The organism is Nocardia sp. NPDC004568 (assembly GCF_040609955.1).
In the GTDB taxonomy this organism is placed as follows: Bacteria; Actinomycetota; Actinomycetes; order Mycobacteriales; family Mycobacteriaceae; genus Nocardia.
The window spans coordinates 77,319-98,535 of the sequence record NZ_JBEXLL010000006.1 but is presented as its reverse complement, the minus strand read 5'-3'; the positions used below and the strand labels follow the sequence as shown (position 1 = coordinate 98,535).

Sequence of the window (21,217 nt, the reverse complement as noted above, 5' to 3'; positions counted from 1 at the left end):
GCGCGCTCCGGCAGCAGGGTCGGCGATCTCGCGCGCTCCGGCGGCATCTCCCCCGCGCCCGGAAACCGGACCACCCGCCGCGGCGCGCGGGGCACCGCTCACGAGTTCGCTCCGGCGTAGATGCCGCCTGCCCACGGCAGCTCGGCGCCCGCGTACTTGGCGGCCCGCACATCACCCGAGCGCGCATGCCCCTCGAACAGTTCGACGCGCGCGGCCCGGCCGCACACCTCACCCAGCCGCGCACTCGACGCCTGGTCGACGACCTCGGAATAGGTGACCGTCTTCAGGTACTTACCCACCCACAGGCCGCCGGTGTAGCGGGCCGAGCCGCGGGTCGGCAGCACATGGTTGGTCCCGATCACCTTGTCGCCGTAGGAGACACAGGTGCCCTCACCGAGGAACAGGCCGCCGTAGTTGGTCATCTTCTCCAGTGCCTCGCGCGGTGCGCGGGTCAGTACCTCGACGTGCTCGCTGGCATAGGTGTCGGCGAGTGCGTAGGCCTCGTCCAGGGAGTCGACCACGATGATCTCGCCGTGGTCGCGCCAGGCCGGCGCCGCGAAATCCGCGGTAGGCATACCCGGCAGCAGTGTCTCGATATGGTCGAGGACCCGCTGGCCCAGCGTCTCGGAGGTGGTGATCAGTACCGCGGGCGAATCCGGGCCGTGTTCGGCCTGGGAGAGCAGATCGACCGCGACGACGAACGGATCGGCGGCGTCGTCGGCGATGATCAGGATTTCGGTGGGCCCGGCGAACAGGTCGATGCCGACCTCGCCGAAGAGCTGCCGTTTGGCCTCGGCGACATAGGCGTTACCCGGTCCGGCGAGCAGATCGACCCGGTCGATGGTTTCGGTGCCGCGGGCGAGCGCACCCACGGCCTGGACACCGCCGAGCAGGTAGATCTCGTCGGCCCCGGCCAGATGCATGGCGGCGACGGTCGCCGCCGGGATCTCGCCCCGGATGGGCGGGGTGCAGGCGGCCACGCTCGGTACCCCGGCGACCTTCGCGGTCACGATGGTCATATGGGCCGAGGCGGTGAGCGGGTAGCGGCCGCCGGGCACATACGCGCCGACCCGGTCGATCGGAATATGTTTCTGCCCGAGGTGCACGCCCGGCAGCGTCTCGACCTCGAAATCGGTGAGCGAATCGCGCTGGTGCTGCGCGAAGGTGCGCACCTGCCGCTGGACGAATTCGATGTCCTCGACGACCTGTGCGGGCAGCGTGGTGATGATCTCCTCGATCCGGTCCTGGGAGAGCCGGAACGATTCGGGACTCCACTTGTCGAACTGCTCGGAATACCTGCGCACCGCGGCGTCGCCGCCGAGCCGGATGTCCTCGAGGATCGCGGCGACGCGTTCACCCACCTCGGAGCGGTCCTGGCGGACCACTTCGGCCGGGACCGGCTTCTTCAGAACTACGGGCATGTCGACTCCTGTCGGATGATTCGGTACCGAGCGACGGCCGGCAGCCACTCGCTCAGAAGTGCGGAAATTCGGTGCGGCACTTCCCAGGTGCACAGATGACCGGCGCCGGCGATCGTCTCGAAGCGGGAGTCTTCGATGGCCGCGGCGATGGTGCGGTGGTATTCGCGGGGGCACAGGGCGTCGTCGTCCGCGGAGACGACCAGGGTCGGACAGCGCACGGCACCCAGGGACGGGACCGAATCGAAACGGTCGGCCTGGGCCCGCAGCTGGCTCTGGAATCGGGCCGGCCCGACGCGCAGTGCCATGGCGACGAAGCGGTCGACCAGTTCGGGTGTGCCGGACAGTTCGCCGAACATAGTGGGGGCGATGACCTCGCGCACCACCGTCTCGAACTCCCCGCGGGTGCTCCGGAAGGCCATATCGTGCCAGGAGCGGTACTGGGTGGCGGTCGGGGCGTGCGGATTCGTCGATATCGCGCAGAATCCGAGCACCCGCTCCGGCGCCCGGCGCAGTACCTCGAACCCGGCGATCGCGCCCAGGCTGAGTCCGGCCAGGACGAAGGGCCCGTCCACCGCGCTCAGCACCTGTTCGGCCATCCCGGCGAGGGACGGCGCATCGATGGCGCCCGCCACCGCGTGAAAGCCCGGCCCGGGGTCCACCTCCGCCCACAGCTGCGCGTCGCACAGCATGCCCGGGACGAATACGACGGGTATCTCGGCGGTCATCTCAGCGCTTCCGGCGTGGCACCAGCGCGTACGGCGCGAGGTAGCCGTTGTGGTCGAGGGCGTCGCCGGCGTCGGCCGCCGCCTTGACGACCTCCTCGTCCCAGGTCAGCCGGACCCGGCCGTCACCGCTGTTGACCACGAGCAGCAGCCCGGTCCGCTCGCCCACGTTCCGGATCGACCGGTAGGCGCCGGCCGGGACCGACAGCATGTCCCACTCGCCCAGCCGGACGGTGCGGGCGTCGACGCCGCGATTGAGGGTGACCTCCCATTCGCCGTCCTTGACCATGAGCACTTGACGTTCGGCATGCCGGTGCGCGGAGATACCGGCGCCCGGTTCGGCGCGCAGCCACGCGATATTGTGCCCGTGCGGATTGTGGATCCGCGGCACCTGGGTCGCGTCCTCGGTCATGCCGTAGCCGATCACCAGACCGAGTTCGACCCCGCCGCCGGGCAGCGCGGAATCGAGCAGCGCGCGCCGGGACCATTCGATGTTGTCCGGGGTCGCGATCCGTTCCCGCATCTGGTCGACCGTGAACGGACGCAACGCCGCGATCTGCTCGTCACTGATCGGCTCGACCAGTTCGACACCCTCCGGGATCTCGTCCCCGGCGACGGTATCGACGAGTGTGTTGTCCGCGGTGAGGTAGAGGCCGTGGCCCTTGGCGTCCTCGAGGACCGAGGGCCCCCAGATGATCCCGCCGGTGTCGTCCATGCCGAGCGCGGTGAACAGAAAACCGTCGTCGGGGCCGATATTGGTGAAGCCGCGGAAGATCCAGGTCGGGATGGAGGCGATCTCACCTTCCCGGAGCACGAGTTCACCCTGCTCCCCCTGCGCGCCCCAGCGCAGCAGGTACTCACCCTTGAAGCACAGGAAGACCTCGGCGGTGAAGTGCAGGTGCAGGTTGTTGGTGACCCCGTGGGGCATCGCGGCCGCGCCGATCTGGAAACCGTGCGGTTCCCGCAGGTTGACCACCTGACCGGCGCTCTGGCTCACGCCGCGCCCGATCATCGAGTAGTTCTCCTTGCGGTCCGAGCCGGGTGTCCGGCAATCGATGAACGCCTGGTTGCAGGACACGAAGTCGGTGCGCCGGATGGTGTACCGGTCCAGCTCCTCGGCGGTGACGGTGACTTCGGCAGACATAGGACCTCTTCTTCTCACGGTGGGCGCTCGGCACGGCGGGCGGCGCAACCACGGGAATCGCGAATACGATGATGATTTATACGTATGCATCGTGCCGGAACAGGCCCTCTGTGTCAACGCCGGACAACCGATCCGGATCGCAATCCATCCCGTTTTCGCCGATCATCGGGGCTATTCGCCGCTTCGGGACGACCGGTTCCGTCGCCGGCCAGCAGGCGACAGCAGACCCGCCCGCATCGACTAAGATTCGTATTCACACAACCGCACCGGCCGCTTCCGCGCGGCCGCGCACCCGATCAGGGAGATCCATGCCGATCACGAGCCGCGATGTCGCACGACTGGCAGGCGTATCGCAGCCGACCGTCTCGCGCGCGCTGCGCGGCGATCCGCGGGTCGCCGAGGAGACCCGGGCCCGGGTGCAGGAGGCGGTGGCCGCCCTGGGATATGTGCCCAGCGAAGCCGGGCGCAGCCTGGTGACCCGACGGACCCGACGGATCGGCATCATGGTCAGCGATCTGACCAACCCGTTCTACCCCCATCTCCTGGGCCCACTGCACGACGAGCTCGAGCAGCACTCCTACCGGATGATGGTGTTCACCGAACGGTCGGACAACCAGGTCTCGCTCGAACAACTGGTGGACGGCTCGATCGACGGCGCGGTCCTGCTGACCAGCAATATCGACTCGCTGCTCCCGGGGGAGTTGCAGCGCCGCCGACTGCCGTTCGTCTTCCTGAACCGCGAGAGCACCCCGCACGCCGCCGACGCCGCGGTGGTGGACAACGAGCTCGGCGGCCGCCTGGCGGCGAACCATCTCACCGCGCACGGTCACCGCCAGATCGCCGGAATCTTCGGCCCCGCCACCACCAGCACCGGCCGCGACCGGGAGACCGGCTTCCGCGCCGCACTCGCCGAGGCGGGGATCGCGCTACCGAGTGTGTTCACGCGCCGGGGCCCGTTCGAGTTCGAGACCGGCTACCGGGCGATGCTGGAACTCCTCGACGCCGACCCGCGCCCGACCGCGGTGTTCTGCGGTAACGATGTCGTCGCGATCGGGGCGCTCAACGCCGCCCTGGCCAGGGGCGTTAGCATCCCCGGGGACATCGGCATCATCGGCTTCGACAATATTCCGATGGCCGAGTGGGAGGCGTTCCGCCTGACCACCGTGGGTCACGACCTCGACGCGATGGCCGCGGCGGCCGCCCGCCTGCTCGTCGAGCGTCTCGAAAAAAAGAACAGCGACGACGCCCCGCGACGCATTGTCATGATGCCCCAGCTGATCGAACGCGCCACCGTTTCCGCCCCGCGCCCGTAACAGCGCCGGCGCCGTTTCCGACGCCCGGCACCGGCCACACCGGTATGGGTCCGGCACGCCTCCGAGCGGTTCGTGCATACGTATCATGACCTCGCTCGACGAGGCCGCCGCTGCCACGATCCAGAGGGCCGGCACCCCAGCCCAGCAGCCCGCTCCGGGACTGGTGAAGGCGGCAACTACGAGGTGACGGGTATGTAAACCTTACCCGGGCGGCGTGGCACCACCCCTTGTCTTTCTCGAATACATACGCATACACTCACCGGACACTGAGAGCCGCGTTACACCGCGCCGCCTCCCCTCCCTCTCCCCCGTCCTGTGGGATCACAATCCGAAGGAGTTCAGAGTGAAGCCGAGCCGCCCCCACCGGGCCGAGCCACTCGCCGCCCCCGGCGCCCCGACCTCCTGTCCGCCGCGGTCGCGGATCCGGCGATGACGGCCACCACCGCGCCGCCCGCCCGGCCGGGCCGCCGCGGACATTCCGCCTGGCGCCGGATCGGCGTGCCGTACGCGCATCTGGCCCCCGCCCTCGTGGCCATCGTCCTCACGACGATCTACCCGCTGGGCGTCGCCCTGGTGAACAGCTTCCGGCACTGGCGGGTGAACGAGACCCGCGAACCCGAGCAGTTCGTGGGACTCGCGCAGTACACCAAGGCGCTGACCGACGACACCTTCCACAACGCGGTCTGGGTGACCGTGCTCTTCACCGTCATGTCGGTGGTGCTGTCGGTCGGACTGGGCCTGATCATGGCGCTGATCCTGAACAAGGCGACCTGGTTGAACGGTCTCACCAAGGCGCTGCTCATCCTGCCGTTCGCCATCGCCCCCGCGCTCAAAGGCTACTCCTGGCGATTCATGTTCAACCCCGACTACGGCGTCTACGACGACATGCTCGACACCCTGCTGCCGTTCACCCGGGACATCAACTGGCTCGGTGAACCGTTCTGGGCGCTGGTCGTGGTGACCCTGAGCGAGATCTGGGGCTGGGCGCCGCTCATCGCGCTCATGTTCCTCGGCGGCCTCGGTTCCATCTCACCGGAGATCCGCGACGCCGCGCGGGTCGACGGCGCCAACCCCTGGCAGGAATTCTGGCGGATCAATTTCCCGCTGCTGCGGCCGCTGATCCTGATCGTCGTATTCCTCAAGGCAGTCTGGTCGGTGAAGATGTTCGACCAGGTCGTCACCACCACGGGCGGCGGTCCGGGCCGGGCCACCGAAACCCTGAACTTCTTCGCCTACGAGCAGGGCTTCACCTTCCTCGATATCGGCTACGCCTCGGCCGTCTCGTGGATCCTGGTCGTCGTGCTGGGCGTGCTCGCCACCGGATACCTGATCCTCATGGGTCGGCAGGAGCAGAAATGACCGACACCCTCGAATCCGTTCCCACCGCCGCGCCCCCGGCCCCGAAGGCGGTCCGCCGCGGTCCCTCGCCGCTCGGGCGGGCCGGCAGCCTGCTGCGGCTGCTCGGGACCCTCGCGATCCTGTTCTTCGTGATGTTCCCGATCCTGTGGCTCACACTCACCGCGTTCAAACCGGACCGCGAGGTGTTCTCCACCTCGGTACTGTTCCGCCCCTCGCTCGACAACTTCCGGGCGATCATCGGCGGCCAGAACGATCTGGTGGGGCCGATGTGGAACAGCGTCATCGTCGCCGTGGTCACCACCGTGATCGCGGTACCGCTGTCCATGCTGGCCGCCTACGGTTTCTCCCGGTACAAGTTCCCCGGCGCGAAACCGATCCTGCTGGGCATCGTCGCGACCCAGTTCATCCCGGGTGTCGCCATCGCGCTGCCCTTCCTGACCATGTACCGCGACCTGGGCCTGCTGGATACCCATCTCGCGCTGATCGTCACCAACCTGGCCATCGTGGTGCCCTACAACACCTGGTTGCTCAAGGGCTTCGTCGACGGCCTGCCCGTCGAGATCGAGGAGGCCGGCCGCCTCGACGGCTGCGGCCAGCTCACCCTGCTGTGGCGCGTGGTCACGCCGCTGGCCGCGCCGGGAATCTTCGTCGGCGTGGTGTTCTCGTTCCTGCTGTCCTGGAACGAATTCCTCTTCCCGACCTTTCTGGCCCGCAGCAACGCGGTCACCCTTCCGGTCTCGCTGATGACGCTGGATCAGCCCGACGGGGTGCTGTGGGGCCAGATGGCGGCGGCCGGCCTGCTGGTGATGGTGCCGATGATCGTCCTGGCGACGCTGGTGCGTAAGCACTTCGCGCAGGGCATGACCCTAGGAGCAGTCAAGTGAGGGTGCTGTCCGGACGACCGGAACACACGAGACGGGGACGCGCTGTCCTGGCCCTGGTCTTCGCGACCGTGCTGGCCGTCCTGGCCGGCGGCTGTACCAGCGCCCCGGAGACCAAGAGCCTGATGGACCAGGTCGCGACGGCGCCGGTGGGGCCCGACGGCCTGCTCGACGGCAAACCCTACGACGGCACCACGATCCGCCTCCTCACCTGCTGTGCCACCGTGCCCCAGTTCGCCGCCCTGCACCAGCGGACCGCGGAATTCACCGAACGCACCGGTATCGAGGTCGAATGGTCGAATATCCCGTACGCGGCCTACCTGCAGAAGATCGTGGCCGAGAGCGCCATCGGCGGCGGCACCTACGACGCGCTCATCTGGCCGGATGCCTGGGGTCCGTCGCTGAAGATCGGGGTCCAGCCGCTCAACGAGGCGATGGCCGCCCACGGGGTGACCATGGACGATTTCTCCGGCCCGTTCGAGGAGGCCGCGTCCGCCGGTGATCCGGAGACGACCTACGGGATGCCGCTGCGCGGTTTCTCGTACAACCTGTTCTACCGCAAGGACATCTACGCGAAGCTCGGCCTGGAGCCACCCACGACGTGGGACGAGTACTACCGCCAGCTCGACACGATCAAGAGGGCCACCCCGGAATATCCGGTGGCCGGTCAGTTCAACCGGCGCAACGGCCAGAATCTGAACACCTGGCTGGCCATGCTGTGGAGCAACGGCGCGGAACTCCTCGACGAGAACGGCGACGCGGCATTCGACACCCCGGCGGGAGTGGCCGCGACCGAGAAGTACCTGGAGTCGTTCCGCGCGGGCTACAGCCCGCCGGAATCCTCGAACTGGGGCGAGCTCGAAGCCACCAAGGCCTTCCAGAACGGCGATGCCGCCACCGTGTTCACCTGGTCCTGGCATCTGGAGGATTTCGCGAATCCGACGAAGGCGGCCCCCGAACTGGCCGGCAATGTGGGCGTGGCGCCGATGCCGGGCTTCCCCGGCCACGAGGCGCAGAGCTACGCCTACACCTGGCTGGCCGGGGTCATGAACACCTCGGACAACCAGGGCGCGGCCTGGGAGTACGTGAAGTGGATGACCCACGCGGCGACCGAACGCGCCATCACGCTCGACAAATCGTCACCGGCGACGAGTACCGGGATCACCATGCACGATTCGAACATGCTGGATCCCGCGGTCAACGCGGCCAACAACGGCCTGCCCCGGCTGCAGTACGAGGCCTTGCAGTCCGCCCGCGCCATCCCGATGAACCTGGATTGGCCCCGGATCATGGATGTCCTGGCCGTGGCCGTCAGCAATATGGCCAACGGCGACGAGGTGCGCGCGCAACTCACCGACGCGGCCCGCCGGATCGACGAGCTCGACTGAGCGATCACCCTCGCTCCCCCACGAAAGCCGAATGGATGACTTTGAAAGACAGTGCCTTCCTGCCCTACGCCGACCCGGAGGAGTTCATCGTCGAATGGACCGACCGCATCTGGGTGCAGCGCGGGGTCGGACTGATCCGGCAGAACTACGCTCCCGACGCGATCGTGCACGGCGCCTACGGGACCGGGGTCGGCGTGGAGCCCGTGGTCGCCTCCACCCTGGCCAAGATCAGCGCCTTCCCGGACCGGGTGGGCCAGGCCGAGGACGTGGTGTGGGAGGCCCGCGGTGACGATGCGTTCCTCAGTTCGCATCGCATCTTCAGCAGCGGGACGAATTCCAAGCACACCGTCTACGGCCCGCCCACCCATCGCCGATTCTCGCACCGGACCATCGCGAACTGCCTCTATCGCCACGGGGTGATGGAGGAGGAGTGGGTGATCCGCGACGAACTCGCGGTGGTCCAGGACCTCGGATTGGATCCGTTCGAGGTGGCGCGTACCCTCGCTTTCCGCGGTTTCACCGGCTCGGCCACGCGCGAGAACGCGGTGCACCCCCTCACCGCCGGCGATTCGGGCGCCCGCCCCGGCACCCACCGTGACGAATGCGCGTTCGTCCTGGACATGTTCGACACCGTGCTGGGCCAGGCCATGTTCCACCGCATCGACGAGTACATCGCCCGCGATATCACCTGCCACACGGTCGGCAACCGCACCCCCACCCGGCCGCGCAACTACCAGGAATCGTGGATGGACCTGCTCGCGCCCTTCCCCGACGCCCGGATCGAGGTGCGCGATATCGTGGCCAACGAGTCGGCGCCGCACGGCGGGCTGCGGGTGGGTGTCGTCTGGTGGCTCACCGGTACCTACTCGGGGCTGCCCGTTCTCGGCCCGGTCACCGGGTCGCGGGTCGAAATTCTCGGGTCCTCGCAGTTCCGGCTGCGCGAGGGCCGCATCGTCGAGGAGTGGCGGGTCTACGACCAGCTCGCCGTCCTGGCCCAGCTCGCCCGCGCCCGCGGCGACGAACCCACCGCGGCGGCGGCCGCCTCCGCTCCGGAAAGGCAGTGACATGGCAGAAGTCAGTTACCAGAAGGCGACCCGCCGCTACGCCGGGTCCGACAGCGCCGCCGTCGACCGCCTGGACCTGGATATCGCCGACGGCGAATTCCTGGTACTGGTCGGCCCGTCGGGCTCGGGTAAGACCACCGCGCTGCGCATGCTGGCCGGGCTCGAGGACGTCGACGACGGGTCGATCTGCATCGGGGACCGCGATGTCACCTTCGTCCAGCCGAAGGAACGCGATATCGCCATGGTGTTCCAGTCCTATGCGCTGTACCCGCATATGACCGTCGGCGACAATATGGGCTTCGCCCTGAAGCTGAAGGGCGTACCCAAGGACACCATTCGGCAGAAGGTCGCCGACGCGGCGAAGATGCTGGACCTCACCCCGTTCCTCGATCGCAAACCCAAGGCGCTCTCCGGCGGTCAGCGCCAGCGCGTGGCCATGGGCCGGGCGATCGTGCGCGACCCGGCGGTGTTCCTGATGGACGAGCCGCTGTCGAATCTCGACGCCAAACTGCGCGTCGAGACCCGGGCCAATATCGCCTCGCTCCAGCAGCGGCTGGCCACCACCACGGTCTACGTCACCCACGATCAGGTCGAGGCCATGACGATGGGCCATCGGGTCGCGGTGCTGAAAGACGGTGTGCTGCAACAGGTGGCGACACCGCGCGAACTGTACGACCGTCCGGCCAACGCCTTCGTGGCGGGTTTCATGGGCTCGCCCGGCATGAACCTCAGCACCTTGAGCGTGTGCGCCGACGGGGTCGAGATCGGCGAGTGCACGGTCCCGGTGGCGCGGTCGGCGGTCGCGGAGCTGCGCGAGATCGTGTGCGGGATCCGGCCGGAGACACTGCGGTTGATCGGCGAAGAAGACGAGGGCTTCGCACTCACCGTGGAACTGGTGGAGGAGCTGGGTGCGGATGCTTATGTCTACGGCACCGTCCTGAGCCCGTCGGGGCCGCACCGCGTGAATGTGCGGGTCGACGGCCGGACCCCGCCGCGGATCGGGCAGACGGTACGCGTCGACGTGCGCAACCACGCGGAAGTGCATCTGTTCCATCCGGAAACAGGCGCGCGCCTGGCGGCCTGAGCTGTCCGTTCACCAGTGCGCCGACCGGGCAGGGTCTCGGTCGGCGCATTGCGCTGTCCATATACGGCACCGCCTGCGGTGCGCCGGTGCGATTCCCGGATATCCTGCCGAAATAGCCGGAACCCACCCCTTCCCCGGCGATGAATACGTATGTATTCTAGGTCTCATGCCACTCGATCCGATTGCCTATCAGCCCTACGCCGACCCCGACGACTTCATCCGTGAGGTCACCGATCACATCTGGATCGAGCGCGCGATCGGCCATATCAACGACAACTACGAACCCGATTCGATCGTGCACGGCGTGTACGGCACCTCCACCACCGCGCGCGAGGTGATCGAGGGAACGCTCATGCGGATCTCCACCACCCCGAACCGGGTGGGCCAGGCCGAGGACATCGTCTGGGAGGCCCGCGGCGACGACGCGTTCCTCAGCTCGCATCTGGTGCTCGGTACCGACCTGGAGAACATCGAGTACCGCAGCCGCAATATCGCCAACTGCCTCTACCGCCGCGGCCGGATGGTCGAGGAATGGGTCGTGCGCGACGCGCTGTCGGTGGCCCGCCAGCTCGGCCAGGATCCCGACGAACTCGCCCGCCGGCAGGCCTTCCGCGGCTTCAGCGGTTCCATGGCCGGCCCCGCGCCCGCCGATGTGATCACCGAGGGCGGTAGCGGTCCGCGGCCGGACGACTTCCGGCCCGAGGTCGAAATGGTGCTCGAGTTCATCGATTCGGTCTGGAACAAGCGCGAACTGGAACGGGTCGAGCAGTTCTGGATCCGCGATCTGTGGCTGAACACCGTCGACGATCGCACCATCGCCCGCCCCGAGGGTTACCGGCGCGCCCTGCTGCGCATGCTGCGGCCCTTCCCCGGCGGCACCTTCGACATCCGGGATGTCGCCGCCAACGACTCACCCCGCTACGGCGGTCTGCGCATCGCGGTGACCTGGAAGTTCACCGGAAAATACGACGGTATCGCCGATTACGGCCCGCTCACCGGCTCACCGGTCGAGATCATCGGTATCTCCCAGTTCCTGGTCCAGTCCGGCAAGATCGTCAAGGAGACCCGGATCTACGACGATATCGCCACCCGGTCGCAGATCTACGCCCACCGCGGCGACGAACCGTACGTGAGCCAGAACATCTACTGATCGCCGTCCGGGTCGCCGCCGTACGCGGCGGCGACCCGATGGCGCAGCAACATCTGCTGCGCCATCCGCGCCAGCTCCCGCGTCGCCGGCGACAGCACTCCCGATTCCCGCTGGACCAGCGCGATGGTGTCGTACAGCGGTGGCGCGAAACCCACCACCCGCACCTCGGGCGGGCAGGCGGAGCTGGTGGCCACGGCGCGGGAGATGATCGTGTCCCCGATTCCCCGGCGCACCAGCCCGAGCGCCGCTTCCACCTGTTCCACCTCGATCAGCGGTTCGATCTTGTGGCCCGCGAGCTGGGCCCGTTCGGCCAGTTGGCGGCGGGTCGGTTCCTTCCATCCATAGTGCGCGTCGTAGAGGATCACCGTGGCGTGGGCGAACTGTTCGATGGTGACCGCGCTCGCCACGCGCTCCGGTACGACGGAGGCGTAGAGCACTTCGTCCCGGACCAGCGGGGTCACCCGCAGCCCGTCGGCATCGATGGGCAGCACGACCAGGCCGGCTTCCAGCCGTCCCTCGGCGACCTCCGCCGCGACCTCGACCGAGTTCATCCCCACCAGCCGGATCCGCACCTCCGGGAATCGGCGATGGAACTCCTCGGCCAGATCGGACAGCAGATAGTACGAGGCATTGCGGAGCACGCCGAAGGTGGCCACACCGCCGGTCAGCGACCGCACCGATTTCAGTGCCGCGACTCCGCTGTCCGCCGCGGCCAGCGAGTGTTCGGCATGCGGCAGCAGCGCGACCCCGGCGGCGGTGAGGACCAGTTTGCGGCCGCCGCGGACGAACAGAATGGTCCCGTATTCGTCCTCGAGGGTCCGGACGAGCTCGGAGACCGAGGCCTGGGCGATGCCGAGCGATTTGGCGGCGGCGGTGAACGTCCCGGTCCGGGCCGTCACCAGGAACGCACGCAGTTGCCGAAGAGTCACAGGGTGATCCTATGCGAAGAGCAGCAACTACCCCGGTTGTCCAGGGCCGTCACGGTTTCTAGATTCGAGTCCGTGACCCTCTCGCCCTGGCAGACCTACAGCGTCGCCGGCCTCCGCCGGCTGCTCGCCGACGGGACCGCGACCAGCGCGGAGATCACCCGAACGTATCTGGATCGGATCGAAGGCTTCGACGGCGCCGGATCCCCGCCGCTGAACTCCCTCGTCGATATCGACCGCGCCGCGGTCGAGCACGCCCGCGCCCGCGACCGCGAACGTGCGGCGGGCCGGATCCGCGGCCCCCTGCACGGTATCCCGTTCGTGGTGAAGACCAATATCGCCGCGACCGGCCTGCCGGCGACAGCGGGCAATCGCGGGCTCGCCTCCTACCGCCCCCGCGCCGACGCCGCGGTGGTCCGCGAACTCCGTGCCGCCGGCGCGATCGTCCTCGCCTCCGCGAACATGTCGGAATTCGCCTGGCACGGAACGTTCACCGAAAGCTCGATCCGCGGTGTCACCGCCAATATCTTCGATACCGCGCGCAGCGCCGGCGGGTCGAGTGGTGGGAGCGCGGTGGCGGTGGCCGCGGGTTTCGCGCCGATCTCCCTCGGCACCGATTCCTGTGGCTCCGTGGTGGGACCGGCGGTGCACGCCGGACTCGTCGGCTTCCGGCCTTCCGGTGGCGCGGTCGGCCGCGATGGCGTCATCCCGCTGTCGCCGTCGCAGGATGTCGTCGGCCCGATCGGCCGAACCGTCCGCGATATCGCGGAATTCGCCGACCTGATGACGGGCGGCCGGCATTCCTGGCTCGCCACCGCGGCGGCAACCGATCTCACGAAGCTCACCGCCGCCTACCTGACCTGGCCTTTCGATACACCGTCCGGCCGGTCCGCGTCGCGCGGCCGCGCGGACCGGTCCGCTCGACTACGGAGGCTCGCCGACCACGCGGTCGACACACTCACTCGGGAATTCCGGCTGCGCCGTGCCGAGTTGCCGGAGCTGGACGCCGCTTTCGCCCGGGATGTCCTCACCGACAGCGGATGGACGGACGCGCGGCATTCGATCGACCTGTTCTTCGAACGGACCCCGGCCCGCTACGAGCCGGGCGCCGGTGCCCGGCCGGGGTCTCGGCCCGCCTTCGCCGATCTACTCACCACGACCGCCCTCGACCCGGACACGGCCGCGATCTGGCTGGCGGCGCCGCCCATACCGAACCCGGCCCACGACGCGGCCTTGGCGAAACAGCGCGCCGGGCGGCGCGCGCTCACCGAACTGCTCACCCGCCGCGGCGTCGATGTGCTCCTCTATCCCACGGCCCCCGATATCGCGCACCCCGGCTGGGCCGGGACCGCCGCGGCCGGCATCGCCTCGAACACCGGCGCGCCCTCGGTGCAGGTGCCCCTCGGCGAGGTCGCGGGGGTCCCCGGCGGCCTGACGGTCACCGCGGCACCCGGCCGGGACGCTCGCGCGCTGGCGGTCGCGGCGGCCCTCGAGGCGGTGACGGACGCGGTACGTCCGCCCCAAATCGGGAGTTGAGGCGGCACCGTTGCCGATCGCGGCGGGTTCGATCGGTCGCTGCACCAGCGAAGGCGGGTTGCGACATGAAGCGGCGCTGGGCCTCCTCCGGGTCGCGGAGTTCTCGGGGGACGATCGGGTCGGCTTCAGGCGAGCGGGTGCCCGGGTGTCGGCCGCGCGTAAGCGTTGCCGACCGGCGTTGAAGTGCGGATTATGGCAATCCACCGGACCGGCCCGGGAGCTCCTGCGTGCGCGTGGTGCGACTGCGGCGGACGAGTGTGTCCGTCACCGGCGCCCCGGTCTCTCACCCGTAGCGGGTGAGGAACCGGCGTGCGCCCGGCCCTAGGGTCGATCCGGACGCGTACTCCCCCGTGATGAAGGAGCCGGAGATGGCCGGTACGTTGACCGTCTGGAAGTTCCCCACCGCCACCGGCGCCGATACCGCCGTATCGACATTGGATGACCTGCAACGCCGGGAATTGATCACCGTGCAGGACGCCGCGGTGGTCAGCTGGCCGGCGGACGCGAAGAAACCCAAGACCCGCCAGCTGCACAGCCTGGCCGGGCTCGGCGCGCTGGGCGGCGCGTTCTGGGGCCTGCTGTTCGGGCTGTTGTTCTTCATCCCGCTGATCGGTGCCGCCATGGGTGCGGGCCTGGGCGCGATGTCGGGGTCGCTGGCCGATATCGGTATCGACGACGACTTCATCAAAGAGGTGCGCGACAAGCTGACCCCCGGCACCTCGGCGCTGTTCGCGTTGACCTCCGATGCCACGATGGACCGGGTGCACGAGGCGTTCCACGGCCAGTCGGCGGAGTTGGTCTCCACCAACCTGTCCCATGAGCAGGAAGCCAAATTGCGCGAGGTCTTCGCCGACTGATCTCCGGTTTTCGCCCCGCAGGAGGGCCTGTGACCGCTCATCCACCGATTGCCGGGCGCGGGGTCGGGGCCGATGTGCGGACCGCGGCGCCGGTGTCCCCGGCCGGGTCGATCGGCCGGTGATGGATTCCGACCTGACCGCTGCGCTGCACGGGCCGCTGTTCTCCCGCCGGATTCCCCTGGACCGCGATAACGCCGCCAGCCGGATCAGTGCCTACATCTACGGCAATATCCTCGTGCTCACCGCCCTCGTCCCCGTCGTCACCGCCGAGAAACACCTCGGCATCCTCATCGTGGCCGGCACCGCCGTCTCCACCTTCCTGGCCCACAGTTTCGCCGAGACGGTCGCCCGCACCGTCCGCGAACAACACACCGCGACTGTCGCCGACCGGGTCCGCGCACTCCGCAATTCGGTACCCATCCTCACCTCGGCGGTCCTGCCCTGTGCCGTCCTCGCCGCCGGCTGGCTGGGCTGGCTGCAACCCCGGACCGCGCAGATCCTCGCCGAACTGGTGATTCTCGTGCGTATCGGCGGAATCGTCTTCGTCATCGGCCGACTCCGCGGCAGGCGTCCCACCCGGGCCACCGGGATCACCGCGCTGCTGCTCACCCTCGCCGCCGCCCTCGTCGTGATCGTCAAGATCGCGCTGACCCATTGAGGCCCGCCGGGGCCCGCCGCACCATCCCATAGGGCTTTCCTTCGGAACAGTCAGGATTCCAACGGGTTGTCCGATATCACTTGCCGCCATACCGTCGAATCCATGAAGTTCACCCCCGTCCGCCTCGCCGAACTCGAAGGCTCCTTCCAGATCCTCAAGCGTCCCGCGCTGGACCGCCCGGCCGCCCAGCGCGACCCGTTGGTCATCGCCACCGTCTCCGAGATGCTCTCCACGATCGAGCAGGGCGGCCTCGACGCGGTGCTGTCCTATGCCCGCGATCTCGACGGGTTCACCTCCGCCCAGGTCGAACTCGGCCCGGCCGACCTGGCGCGGTCGGGTGATTCGCTGTCGCCCGAGCTGCGGGCGGCCCTGGAGCTGGGCCACGAACGGACCAGCGCGTTCGCCCGGGAGACCCGATCGCATCTGGTCGATTTCGAAACCCAGTTGGCGCCCGGCCTGACCACCGGCGTGCGTTATGTACCGATCTCCCGGGTGGGCGCCTACGTGCCGGCCGGCCGTTTCCCGCTGCTCGCCGGAGCGTTCATGACCGTCGGCGTCGCCAAGGTGGCCGGGGTCCCGACTGTTCTCGCCTGCACTCCCCCGCGCCGCGACGGCACCGCCGACCCCGCCGTGCTCTACTCCTGCCATCTCTCCGGCGCCGACCGCGTCTATGTGCTGGGCGGGGTCCAGGCGCTGGCCGCCATGACGTTCGGCCTGCTGGGTGAACCGTCGGTCGATATGCTCGTCGGCGCCGGTAACGCCTATGTGGCCGAGGCCAAACGGCAGCTCTTCGGCAAGGTCGCCATCGACCTACTGGCCGGCCCCTCGGAGGTCGCGGTGATCGCCGACGAGACCGCCGATCCGGCGACCGTCGCCGCCGATCTCCTCGGCCAGGCCGAACACGGCACCGAATCGCCGGCCGCCCTGGTCACCACCTCGCGGCAACTGGGCGAAGCGGTGATCGCCGAGGCCGATCGGCAACTGGAAACCCTGAAGACCCGGGATATCGCCGGACCGGCGTGGCGCGACTACGGTTCGGTGACCTGGGCCAAGGACGCCGCGACCGCCGCCGCCCTGATGGACGATCTCGCGCCCGAACACCTGGAGATCCAGACCGCCGACGACGAGTACTACCACAACACCCTGCACAACTACGGCTCGATCTTCCTGGGCCGCTGGAGCACGGTGGCGTACTCCGACAAGGGCATGGCGGGCACCAACCATGTGCTGCCGACCGCCGGTGGCGCCAAGCACAGTGCGGGCCTTTCGGTATCCCGCTTCCTCAAACCGCTGACCTACCAGCGCGTGGAACGATCGGCCACCCCCGAGACGGCCGGAGCCGTCGAAACCATCTCGCAGTACGAAGGTATGGCCGCTCACGAGGCGACCGCGACCATCCGCCTCGACGCCTACCGGACCGACGAGGCCTGAGTTATACCCCGGCGGGCCATCGGCCCGTCCGGCAGTAACCGGGATGCCCCCATCCGCTTTCGGCGGGTGGGGGCACTGCGATTCCCGAGCTCAGGGCCACCAGAGCGCGACCGTGAGCCCCAGCAGACCCAGCGTCAGCTGCATAAGTGCCAGGTCAGCCATCCATCGGCCGCCCCCGCGAGCCTTCGATACCGCCCCAGCGGTGACCGCGCGGGTAGAGCCGTATCGGGGTGATCAGTGCCGCGTGCTCGGTCACCGACCGCCGCACCGATTCGGCGTGTTCGAAACCGGGTACGACGACTGCCCGCGCGCCGAACTCGCTCGCGTGCCGGGCCAGCGCCAGCACGGTCACCAGCGGACGCGCGTCGGTGTACACGGTGTACACGAGTCGAAACCCATGCCGCCGCGCCAGCTCGTGCAGGTCCACGGCGGGCGTGGGAACATCACGCCTGACCAGGCCGATCGCGGCCGGACTCTCAGCAGTGACCACGCGGGCCTCCCGCGTCCGCGCACCAGCGCCGCATCGCGTGCGCGACGAACTCCAGCTTCTCGATCGACGGCGGCACCGCCCGGGGCCCGTCCGGAATCCGGGTGTCTCCGGGCGTGCGCGTAGGTAGCCACCCCGCACGGGGTTCGCTCGGCCGTTCGCACCGTAATCCTTTGATGTGCATGGGGAATCCACCGCTCCTGGCTAGTGTTGGAGAGCACCCGGCGCAGGGTCCACCAGGGCATCAGCGACCAAACTGTGAATGATGGACCACCAGTTCGCGGCGCTCCTGGCGTTGATCTGGTGTCCCCCAGGGCTTCTGAGGGGTGGCCTGCGCCGGGTGCGTCCTCAGTAGACAAGCGCGGCAGTGCGTTTGGAAGCTTCCGATGCCCCAAATCCTGAGAAAAACTGCAACATTCCAGTTTTCATCCCCGGGCATTCCAGTTCGAGGCACACTGCGTTCCAGTGCGGGATGTGCAGGCCCGCGCCAAGGGGAGTGGGATGGTAGACAAGGAGACCGACAGCACCTTCGCGCGGCGGATGCTGGGAAGACAGCTACGACACCTGCGCGAGACTTCGGGGGTCAGTGTTCAGACGGCAAGGCAAGCTATCGGAGTCGGACATCAGACCCTGTGGCGGTTGGAGACCGGGCAGTCGACGCGAATCTCGGCTCTACAGGTGCGGGAGCTGTGCCGCATCTACAAAGCGCCCGATGAAGTCACGGACGTACTACTCGAGCTGCTGGGCGGACTGTCGTACAAGTCATGGTGGCATGCCTATCGCGAGGCGGTACCGAAGGATTTCGATCTGTACCTGGGACTCGAGATCGCGGCCAGCCGGTTCGTCAGTTACGCACCGACATTGCTGCCGGGTCTGGTGCAGACCCAGCCCTACCGGCGGGCGATGGCATGGTCGGGCAATCCGGGAATGTCGACCATCGAGGTCGAGCAGCGAATCGAGATCGCAGCCCGGAGGCAGTCACGCCTACGCGAAGACCCCGATCTACAGCTCGAGATCCTTGTGAGCGAGGCGGCGCTGCGCCAACGGATCGGCGGTGGAGCCGTCATGGCCGAGCAGCTGCGTTACCTCGCGGAGGTCAGTCGGCTGCCGAATGTATGCCTCCAGGCCGTACCGTTCAGCACCACCCATGTCGGCTTGGAAGTCGGGCTGTTCGTGCTATTGGAGTTTCCGGAGCAGCGCAACGCGTGGACGTCAGAACCGCCGGTTGTGTACGTTCAGGGCTACACCAGCGACCAATACCTGGAGCGTCCGGAAGAGATAGCCCGATATCGGGATGCCGCTTCTCGCATCAAACAATCGGCGCTGGGCGAGCACGAAACCAGGGACCTGGTTCTGAAGATCGCGGAGGAGCACGATGAACAGCGCTGACCTATCGGGAGCACGGTGGTTCAAGAGCAGCCGCAGCGCGAGCAATAAGGAGTGCGTCGAAGCCGCGCACCTGAGCGGAGGTTTCGTCGGCGTGCGTGACTCCAAGAATCCGACCGGCCCGGCGCTGGTCTTCACACCTGGTGAGTGGGACGCCTTCCTGGCGGACGCGAAGGCCGGGGAATTCGACCGGCCGTAGCCCTCGGCCAACGAAACCCCTGCCCGAGGGCGGTCACTCGGTCGCCGCAACTGCCTCGAGAAGGGGCGGTGACGGCGACCGAGTTGTTTCAGCTTTCGGCCGACGCACCCGTGCACCTCGGCTTGTTCGGTCAGCGAATGTCGGCCGGACAGTTTCTCGTATGCGCGGATCGTAGTATGCCAGCTGGTGAGTCAGAGCCTGCGGGTAGTTTCGCAGCCATGCCCGCCCGACCGTCGAACGTTGATCGAGCTACGACGAGCCTATCGGACGACTCTTCCGCGACGGCGTCCGGCTTCCGTGGTGAGGCACGGCGCCGCACGACAGACCGAAGTCGCCGTCTGCCCTAATCGTCCACGCTGAGCGCCTGGGTGCGGGCGCTCAGCGAACGACCCAGCTCGCTCACCTCCGCATCCATTTCGGGCAGCCAGGTCCGTGTCGCCGTGCCGACGAATCGCTCGACGAATGGAGTTTGCAGCACCGGTTTCAGCCAGCGCAGCGCACCCGCCCACCCGGGCACATTGATCCGCCCGGCACGCCGCTCGATGCCCCGTTCGAAGGCGGCAGCGCACTCCCGCACCGTGACGGTTTTCTGGAACAGGGCCGGCAACGAGGCGAGCGCTCGCGCGGCCGCCGGCAGATCGGTGAACGTTTCCCGCACCAGCGCGGTGTCGATCCACAACATATGCGCCGACCCGACGGCGACGCCACGGTAGCCGACCTCCGCTCGGACAGCGTTGGCGAGTTGCTCGACCCCGGCCTTCGTCGCGGCGTAACTCGCCAGCCCGGGCATCGCCACGTAGGCGGCGACGGAGGACACGAACAGCACGTACCCGCCCCGTTCGATGACCGCGGGCAGGGCGGCGCGCACGGTATGGAAAGGTCCGACGAGGTTCACATCGACCACCCGCCGGAAGGCAGCGGGGTCCACCGCCAGAACCGATCCGTAGCTGCCGATACCGGCATTGGCCACCACGATATCGATTCCCCCGAACCTTTCGACTCCCCGCGCGACCGCGGCCTCCATCGCGGCGAGATCGCATACATCGGCGGTGACCGCCACGACGTACTCGTCGCCGCCCAGTTCCACAGCGAGCTCCCGCAGCGGGGGCGGATCGATATCGGTGAGCACCAGCCGCGCCCCGCGCGCCCGCAGCCGCCCGGCGAGCTCCGCACCGATACCGCGGGCGCCGCCGGTGATGAGTACGACCTTTCCGGTGAAGGCGGTCATGAGGTTGAACGCTAGACCGACCGGTCCGGCTCCGGAAGAGTCCGGGCACCGATATCGGCGCCTGTGAGCGTGCTGTTATCCCGACGCCGGGGTCTGCGTGCCCCGGCCCCGAATCGTGACTCGACCACCCGGCCGCGGACACGGTGTCGAGATCCCGCGGATCGGCGCGAGGGCGTTTTCGTCCGGCGTTTCCCCGGGCCGTGCCGGACCCGCCGTGCCACCCGCTACCGGCCGGGGGACGGGTCCCGGCCCGGTTGGCGGGCCAGCGACGCCAGGACGATCTCCCGCGCCGCGCGGACCGTTGCCGTGTAGGCGCTCGGATCCCGGCCGAGGCGTTCGGCGCCGGCGCGCATGACCCCGGACAGCAGCTCCACCACGAGGGGCACATCGCCGAGATCGCGGAACTCGCCGCGAGCCACGCCGTCTCGGACGACGTTCTCCACCTCCACGACGATCGCGTGGAAAGGCCCGTCGGGGCCCTTGGGCACCTCGTCGGCCAACGGGCCCGAGCCCGGCCGGAACATCAGCTGCATGGCCTGGTCCGTGGACGCCTCCAGAACCGCCTCGATGATCTCCCCCAGCCGCTCCGCCGCCGGATCGGCGGACCGTGCGGCGATCGCGGTCACCCGCTCGAGCATGGGCCGGCCGGCGCGCCGGGTCAGCGCCAGGACCAGCGCACCCTTATCGCTTGCGTAGTTGTACAACGTGTTGCGCGCGAGCCCGGCCCGGGCCGCGATATGGCCCATTTTGATCGTGTCGTATTCGCGTTCGAGCAGTAATTGCCGCAGCGCCTCGGCGAGGTCGGCCCACACCATCTCGTGGTGCTCCTCGATACTGGTTCCCCGAATCCGCGGCATCCCATCATCCTTCCCCACCACGCCGTACCACCGAGCCCCGCATAGCGTCCCGGAGCATCGCGTGGCCGGCTCCGGCCCTCGGCCGCTGAGCCGGGTCCGCGCAGGGCGATCCGAGCCCGGCCGGGG

Annotated in this window: 20 protein-coding genes; 13 read left to right on the top strand and 7 right to left on the bottom strand. The window is 68.5% G+C overall.

The window, feature by feature from the left end:
* Window positions 1-98: 98 nt before the first annotated feature.
* Genes hisD (ABZV91_RS05175) through ABZV91_RS05165 form a run of 3 tightly spaced genes read right to left on the bottom strand, consistent with a single transcriptional unit; the run spans window position 99 to window position 3,287 of the window.
* On the bottom strand, window positions 99-1,421 hold the full coding sequence (gene hisD, locus ABZV91_RS05175) for a histidinol dehydrogenase (protein WP_355235653.1): 1,323 nt from the start codon (window positions 1,419-1,421) through the stop codon (window positions 99-101).
* A complete protein-coding gene (locus ABZV91_RS05170; protein WP_355235651.1) occupies window positions 1,412-2,146 on the bottom strand; it encodes an alpha/beta fold hydrolase in 735 nt (244 codons plus the stop codon). The genes hisD (ABZV91_RS05175) and ABZV91_RS05170 overlap by 10 nt, the downstream gene beginning before the upstream one ends.
* A 1-nt stretch (window position 2,147) precedes the next feature.
* Window positions 2,148-3,287 (bottom strand): cupin domain-containing protein, encoded by a 1,140-nt coding sequence (locus ABZV91_RS05165; RefSeq protein ID WP_355235648.1) that lies wholly within the window; start codon window positions 3,285-3,287, stop codon window positions 2,148-2,150.
* Window positions 3,288-3,595: 308 nt separating this feature from the next.
* Between ABZV91_RS05165 and ABZV91_RS05160 the strand changes: the two genes are divergently transcribed.
* From ABZV91_RS05160 to ABZV91_RS05130, 7 genes are all read left to right on the top strand, one after another.
* Complete coding sequence (locus ABZV91_RS05160) at window positions 3,596-4,600, top strand: LacI family DNA-binding transcriptional regulator (protein ID WP_355235645.1); 1,005 nt, start codon at window positions 3,596-3,598, stop codon at window positions 4,598-4,600.
* Between the two features lie 429 nt (window positions 4,601-5,029).
* Window positions 5,030-5,959: a sugar ABC transporter permease gene (locus tag ABZV91_RS05155; protein ID WP_355235643.1), complete on the top strand. Its 930-nt coding sequence runs from the start codon at window positions 5,030-5,032 to the stop codon at window positions 5,957-5,959.
* On the top strand, window positions 5,956-6,843 hold the full coding sequence (locus tag ABZV91_RS05150) for a carbohydrate ABC transporter permease (RefSeq protein ID WP_355235640.1): 888 nt from the start codon (window positions 5,956-5,958) through the stop codon (window positions 6,841-6,843). The genes ABZV91_RS05155 and ABZV91_RS05150 overlap by 4 nt, the downstream gene beginning before the upstream one ends.
* Window positions 6,840-8,228, top strand: a complete 1,389-nt coding sequence (locus ABZV91_RS05145) for a sugar ABC transporter substrate-binding protein (protein ID WP_355235637.1) — start codon at window positions 6,840-6,842, stop codon at window positions 8,226-8,228. The genes ABZV91_RS05150 and ABZV91_RS05145 overlap by 4 nt, the downstream gene beginning before the upstream one ends.
* Window positions 8,229-8,263: 35 nt before the next feature.
* A complete protein-coding gene (locus ABZV91_RS05140) occupies window positions 8,264-9,292 on the top strand; it encodes an ester cyclase (RefSeq protein WP_355235634.1) in 1,029 nt (342 codons plus the stop codon).
* 1 nt (window position 9,293) lies between these two features.
* Window positions 9,294-10,376: a sn-glycerol-3-phosphate ABC transporter ATP-binding protein UgpC gene (ugpC, locus tag ABZV91_RS05135; RefSeq protein WP_355235632.1), complete on the top strand. Its 1,083-nt coding sequence runs from the start codon at window positions 9,294-9,296 to the stop codon at window positions 10,374-10,376.
* A 166-nt stretch (window positions 10,377-10,542) separates the two neighbouring features.
* Window positions 10,543-11,526 carry an ester cyclase gene (locus tag ABZV91_RS05130; RefSeq protein ID WP_355235629.1) on the top strand — a complete coding sequence of 328 codons (984 nt, stop codon included), beginning with the start codon at window positions 10,543-10,545 and terminating at the stop codon, window positions 11,524-11,526.
* Here the strand turns inward: ABZV91_RS05130 and ABZV91_RS05125 are convergent.
* Window positions 11,520-12,455 (bottom strand): LysR family transcriptional regulator, encoded by a 936-nt coding sequence (locus ABZV91_RS05125; protein WP_355235626.1) that lies wholly within the window; start codon window positions 12,453-12,455, stop codon window positions 11,520-11,522. The two genes, ABZV91_RS05130 and ABZV91_RS05125, sit on opposite strands and share 7 nt — an antisense overlap.
* Window positions 12,456-12,527: 72 nt before the next feature.
* Here ABZV91_RS05125 and ABZV91_RS05120 point away from each other — a divergent pair, with 72 nt between their 5' ends.
* The 4 genes from ABZV91_RS05120 to hisD (ABZV91_RS05105) all read left to right on the top strand — a co-directional run bounded on the left by ABZV91_RS05120 (window position 12,528) and on the right by hisD (ABZV91_RS05105) (window position 16,934).
* Window positions 12,528-13,988, top strand: coding sequence for an amidase (locus tag ABZV91_RS05120; protein WP_355235623.1), 1,461 nt, complete (start codon window positions 12,528-12,530; stop codon window positions 13,986-13,988).
* A gap of 368 nt (window positions 13,989-14,356) precedes the next feature.
* The gene (locus ABZV91_RS05115; protein ID WP_355235621.1) at window positions 14,357-14,845 is read left to right on the top strand and encodes a DUF1269 domain-containing protein; all 489 of its coding nucleotides are present in this window, start codon (window positions 14,357-14,359) and stop codon (window positions 14,843-14,845) included.
* A 121-nt stretch (window positions 14,846-14,966) separates the two neighbouring features.
* Window positions 14,967-15,503, top strand: a complete 537-nt coding sequence (locus ABZV91_RS05110; RefSeq protein WP_355235801.1) for a hypothetical protein — start codon at window positions 14,967-14,969, stop codon at window positions 15,501-15,503.
* A gap of 102 nt (window positions 15,504-15,605) precedes the next feature.
* Entirely contained in the window at window positions 15,606-16,934 is a 1,329-nt protein-coding gene (gene hisD, locus ABZV91_RS05105) for a histidinol dehydrogenase (protein WP_355235618.1), read from the top strand.
* Window positions 16,935-17,088: 154 nt separating this feature from the next.
* Here the strand turns inward: hisD (ABZV91_RS05105) and ABZV91_RS05100 are convergent, their stop codons facing one another.
* On the bottom strand, window positions 17,089-17,424 hold the full coding sequence (locus ABZV91_RS05100; protein ID WP_355235615.1) for a hypothetical protein: 336 nt from the start codon (window positions 17,422-17,424) through the stop codon (window positions 17,089-17,091).
* 498 nt (window positions 17,425-17,922) lie between these two features.
* On the opposite strand from ABZV91_RS05100, the gene ABZV91_RS05095 reads away from it, so the two are divergent.
* Together ABZV91_RS05095 and ABZV91_RS05090 are read left to right on the top strand one after the other, a co-directional pair.
* Window positions 17,923-18,810: a helix-turn-helix transcriptional regulator gene (locus ABZV91_RS05095; RefSeq protein WP_355235612.1), complete on the top strand. Its 888-nt coding sequence runs from the start codon at window positions 17,923-17,925 to the stop codon at window positions 18,808-18,810.
* Window positions 18,797-19,006, top strand: a complete 210-nt coding sequence (locus ABZV91_RS05090) for a DUF397 domain-containing protein (RefSeq protein ID WP_355235609.1) — start codon at window positions 18,797-18,799, stop codon at window positions 19,004-19,006. Before ABZV91_RS05095 ends, ABZV91_RS05090 begins: the two co-directional genes overlap by 14 nt.
* Window positions 19,007-19,349: 343 nt before the next feature.
* On the opposite strand, the gene ABZV91_RS05085 is transcribed toward ABZV91_RS05090, so the two are convergent.
* Together ABZV91_RS05085 and ABZV91_RS05080 are read right to left on the bottom strand one after the other, a co-directional pair.
* Complete coding sequence (locus ABZV91_RS05085) at window positions 19,350-20,234, bottom strand: SDR family oxidoreductase (RefSeq protein ID WP_355235607.1); 885 nt, start codon at window positions 20,232-20,234, stop codon at window positions 19,350-19,352.
* A gap of 224 nt (window positions 20,235-20,458) precedes the next feature.
* Window positions 20,459-21,091 carry a TetR/AcrR family transcriptional regulator gene (locus ABZV91_RS05080; RefSeq protein WP_355235604.1) on the bottom strand — a complete coding sequence of 211 codons (633 nt, stop codon included), beginning with the start codon at window positions 21,089-21,091 and terminating at the stop codon, window positions 20,459-20,461.
* Window positions 21,092-21,217 lie beyond the last annotated feature (126 nt).

Coding starts and splice junctions, on each gene's coding strand:
- hisD (WP_355235653.1), bottom strand. CDS start 1,421: ATGCCCGTAGTTCTGAAGAAGCCGGTCCCGGCCGAAGTGGTCCGCCAG.
- ABZV91_RS05170 (WP_355235651.1), bottom strand. CDS start 2,146: ATGACCGCCGAGATACCCGTCGTATTCGTCCCGGGCATGCTGTGCGAC.
- ABZV91_RS05165 (WP_355235648.1), bottom strand. CDS start 3,287: ATGTCTGCCGAAGTCACCGTCACCGCCGAGGAGCTGGACCGGTACACC.
- ABZV91_RS05160 (WP_355235645.1), top strand. CDS start 3,596: ATGCCGATCACGAGCCGCGATGTCGCACGACTGGCAGGCGTATCGCAG.
- ABZV91_RS05155 (WP_355235643.1), top strand. CDS start 5,030: ATGACGGCCACCACCGCGCCGCCCGCCCGGCCGGGCCGCCGCGGACAT.
- ABZV91_RS05150 (WP_355235640.1), top strand. CDS start 5,956: ATGACCGACACCCTCGAATCCGTTCCCACCGCCGCGCCCCCGGCCCCG.
- ABZV91_RS05140 (WP_355235634.1), top strand. CDS start 8,264: ATGACTTTGAAAGACAGTGCCTTCCTGCCCTACGCCGACCCGGAGGAG.
- ugpC (WP_355235632.1), top strand. CDS start 9,294: ATGGCAGAAGTCAGTTACCAGAAGGCGACCCGCCGCTACGCCGGGTCC.
- ABZV91_RS05130 (WP_355235629.1), top strand. CDS start 10,543: ATGCCACTCGATCCGATTGCCTATCAGCCCTACGCCGACCCCGACGAC.
- ABZV91_RS05115 (WP_355235621.1), top strand. CDS start 14,357: ATGGCCGGTACGTTGACCGTCTGGAAGTTCCCCACCGCCACCGGCGCC.
- ABZV91_RS05110 (WP_355235801.1), top strand. CDS start 14,967: ATGGATTCCGACCTGACCGCTGCGCTGCACGGGCCGCTGTTCTCCCGC.
- hisD (WP_355235618.1), top strand. CDS start 15,606: ATGAAGTTCACCCCCGTCCGCCTCGCCGAACTCGAAGGCTCCTTCCAG.
- ABZV91_RS05095 (WP_355235612.1), top strand. CDS start 17,923: ATGGTAGACAAGGAGACCGACAGCACCTTCGCGCGGCGGATGCTGGGA.
- ABZV91_RS05090 (WP_355235609.1), top strand. CDS start 18,797: ATGAACAGCGCTGACCTATCGGGAGCACGGTGGTTCAAGAGCAGCCGC.
- ABZV91_RS05085 (WP_355235607.1), bottom strand. CDS start 20,234: ATGACCGCCTTCACCGGAAAGGTCGTACTCATCACCGGCGGCGCCCGC.
- ABZV91_RS05080 (WP_355235604.1), bottom strand. CDS start 21,091: ATGCCGCGGATTCGGGGAACCAGTATCGAGGAGCACCACGAGATGGTG.